This is a genomic window from Barnesiella sp. CU968 (assembly GCF_905219685.1).
Taxonomy (GTDB): domain Bacteria; phylum Bacteroidota; class Bacteroidia; order Bacteroidales; family Muribaculaceae; genus Lepagella; species Lepagella muris_A.
On the sequence record NZ_CAJMXD010000380.1, the window covers coordinates 1 to 2803 of the forward strand.

The window sequence follows — 2803 nt, forward strand, 5'->3', positions numbered from 1 at the left end:
CCCCATACATCCCTATCCATCCCCATTTCCCTCATTCCGCCCCATTTCCCCCATCCCTCCAAGGAAGAAAGAAAAAACGGCATGTTTTTCAAACGAAAACACACCGCCAAAACAAAATTATGAAAAACATTTCGAGCCTCTTGTCGGATTCGAACCAACGACCCCGAGATTACAAATCACGTGCTCTGGCCAACTGAGCTAAAGAGGCAGGCGGGCGAGCTTACTCCATCGCACCGCTCAACCCGCTACCCTTGCTTCGGTCAAGACCTGGGGGATTTACGGGGAGCTGGTCGTGAAGGACTCACCCGCTGCAAAATTACAACTTTTTTTTTATTCCACCAAATTTTTTTCATTTCACGCGTTCAACACGCAGATGGTCAAGCAGCGCATGGTTGGTAGAGATATTCATGTTTTCGTCTTCCGGGAGATAACGCACTCCGAGCGTATGTCGCCCTTTTTCAAGAGGTAACACAATCTGATTGCTCATGCCCCAGTCGTTCCAGTTGCCACGTCCGCGGTGCGGCATCACAATTGTTCCAGCCTTGTTGCCATCGAGTGTAAGAGTGCGCACCGCAGCCTTGTTCTCCGTGTTAACCGGTCCGTTGCCGTTGGCATAACGCAGGCTGAACGAATACACACCCTCCTCGGGAATATCCACTGTCACCTCCGCGGGTGCCGAAGACCTGTCGGTCTCAACAAAACCGGCTCCCGTAAAACCGGCAATTGCCGCTTCGGGCAAATAGCTTACCTCAGCAGACTTCATTCTCACTGTCTCACCCGGAAACTCCACAATCACAGTCGGGCGGTTGCTGCGCGGTTCGGAAGCGAACGACTGCACCCCGCTGCCGGAAACACCTATCACCTGCCATTCGCCGGGAGTGACAGCCGCATACGATGTCTCGCGGGTCTCCGCCACCGGCTCACCGTCTTTCAGCACGATATATTTTGCTATATATTCGATAGGATTCCATTCGAGCTGATTGTTCACAGGCACGCCCTCACCGTCGAGAGCCGGATTGTTGGCAAGCCATGTCACAGGAGTCAGAGGGGCCTTGACGTTGGGAACGCTGTTGACCTTCATTTCCGGAATAGGCTGATTGTCAAGCCGCACGATGATGTCGCCGCCATTCTTCAGCATCTTTGCCGGAATAAGCTTCCCCTTTTCCGGATAGATGTTCTTTCCGTTTACAATCAATTCTTTCACACTGTTGCCGTAACCTTCGACTGTAATGTCGAGCTTCGCGCCTCTGTAGGGGAAACCCTCGAGAGTACGTTTACCGGCAAGCACTTCCGGCACGAACGGCTCTATCACAAGACCATCTTTTTCGAAATGTATTCCGAAGAGCACGCGTGTTGTCAGCGCTATATTACCTGCAAGACACCAAAGCATGTTCGAGGAGTTCAGCTCTGTGAATATATCGCCGTTGTCAAGATTGAGATTCTCCTTGTTCGTGCAGAAAAGGGCTGCGGGACGATATACGGAGCCTATACCCTCCAGCACACCCCGCTCGTTACCCGCCTTAGCTTGAGCGAGAGTCCAGTATGACGCCACCCAGGGCCAGAGAGCGTTGTTATGGTAGTTGGGCATGTCGGAAATCTGCGGATAGAAAACAGGTGCGCCGAATGGCGTCTGCGGACTGTTTTCGGAGATAGATTTCTGATGCTCTTTCGGAGCTATGTCGTAGAGGATGGCAAGAGCCTCGCCGAGCGACTCTGCACGCGGATTCAGAATTCTGCTGCCGCGTCCGTAGGTATACATCCCGTAATACCCCTTGTCTGGCATCCAGAACGTCTTGTCGATGTTGGCGGCAAGCGCATCGGATTTGGCGAAAAGCTTGTCAGCCTCTCTCTTCTTGCCGAGCACCTGCGCCATCTCCCCGACAGCGCGGAGCGTGGCGGCATACATCACGTTGGTGCCCATCGCCTCGCTCTGCGAGATGTCTACGGTCTGCATCCATTTCGGATGGCTCTGCTCGCGCCAGTCGATAAAAGAGGTCTCACCCTTCACGAGTCCGCGTTCACTCATCACCGTCTTCTCATCCTTCTCCAGAGAACGGAGGGCGATCGGATATACCTTCTCGAGCCATTTGCGGTCTCCCGTCACTTTATAAATCTCATAAGCGGCAAGCGCCCACACCAAGCGGTCGGTAGAGATGGGCCACGCACCGCCCGAACCGGTATCCTGGATGATCTGCCCGCTCGGGTTAACCTTCTTCATCAGCGAAATCATCGAAGCTTCCGGCTGCATGTAAGCCATGGAGAGGATGATGGAATAGCTCACATCGCGGGTCCACACTCCCGACCACTCCTTACCTGTGCGCAGGGTGGTATCAGGCTCCACGGCATTCACCATCTCGTCGAGCGCCATGTTATACAGAGCCTCATGCAGGAGGTTGTTCGACTTCAGTTTCGGATAGGAAGAGAGGTCGTTTTTCCTCTTCCAGCTCTGGTCGACAGGCATATAATAACCAGGGCGTCCCTTATATGTCGACTTGAGTTCATAGGGGCTTACAGCCCATGCCTTGAATTCATTCTGAAAAATGGTGTCACCCGCCCAGCGGTAAGCCTCGGTCTCGACAATCACCGGGTCCGCGGCAAAAGCATTCGCCGCAAAAGCCAGCGCCGGCACAGCCATCAAATATCTATAAGCTTTCATAAGTTGTTATAATTATCATTCAAGATTAATCCTTCCCCATTCTCATTTTCTAAGGTCCTTAAGGTCTTTAAAGTCCTTAAAGTCCTTAAAGACCCTAAAGTCCTTAAAGACCCTAAAGTCCTTAAAGACCCTAAAGTCCCTAAAGAC

Annotated in this window: 1 protein-coding gene and 1 tRNA gene; both read right to left on the minus strand. The window is 52.5% G+C overall.

The window, feature by feature from the left end:
• Positions 1-134 precede the first annotated feature (134 nt).
• Positions 135-208, minus strand: a tRNA-Thr gene (locus JX312_RS11765).
• A 141-nt stretch (positions 209-349) separates the two neighbouring features.
• Positions 350-2656 (minus strand): hypothetical protein, encoded by a 2307-nt coding sequence (locus JX312_RS11770; RefSeq protein ID WP_204458113.1) that lies wholly within the window; start codon positions 2654-2656, stop codon positions 350-352.
• Between the last annotated feature and the right edge of the window lie 147 nt (positions 2657-2803).

Bases quoted from the DNA above. Each gene is read 5' to 3' on its own strand.
- JX312_RS11770 (WP_204458113.1), bottom strand. From the start codon at position 2,656: ATGAAAGCTTATAGATATTTGATGGCTGTGCCGGCGCTGGCTTTTGCG.